1 rRNA gene is annotated in these 254 nt (G+C 51.6%); it reads left to right on the plus strand.

Annotation, left to right across the window (positions count from 1 at the left end):
* Positions 1-254: ribosomal RNA gene (locus M3182_RS25965) — 23S ribosomal RNA — on the plus strand; the annotation flags it as partial.

A 254-nucleotide genomic window follows, 5' to 3' on the forward strand; every position in this document is an offset into this window, starting at 1 on the left:
TTTTCCTTCGGAAAAATGCCGGGTGATAGCGTGCCTTTTGTAGAATGAACCGGCGAGTTACGATCATATGCGAGGTTAAGTTGGAAAGACGGAGCCGCAGCGAAAGCGAGTCTGAATAGGGCGATATAGTATATGGTTGTAGACCCGAAACCAGGTGATCTACCCATGTCCAGGGTGAAGGTAGGGTAACACCTACTGGAGGCCCGAACCCACGTACGTTGAAAAGTGCGGGGATGAGGTGTGGGTAGCGGAGA

The sequence above is a fragment of the Mesobacillus maritimus genome, assembly GCF_023715205.1.
Classification (GTDB): Bacteria; Bacillota; Bacilli; order Bacillales; family Cytobacillaceae; genus Mesobacillus_B; species Mesobacillus_B maritimus_C.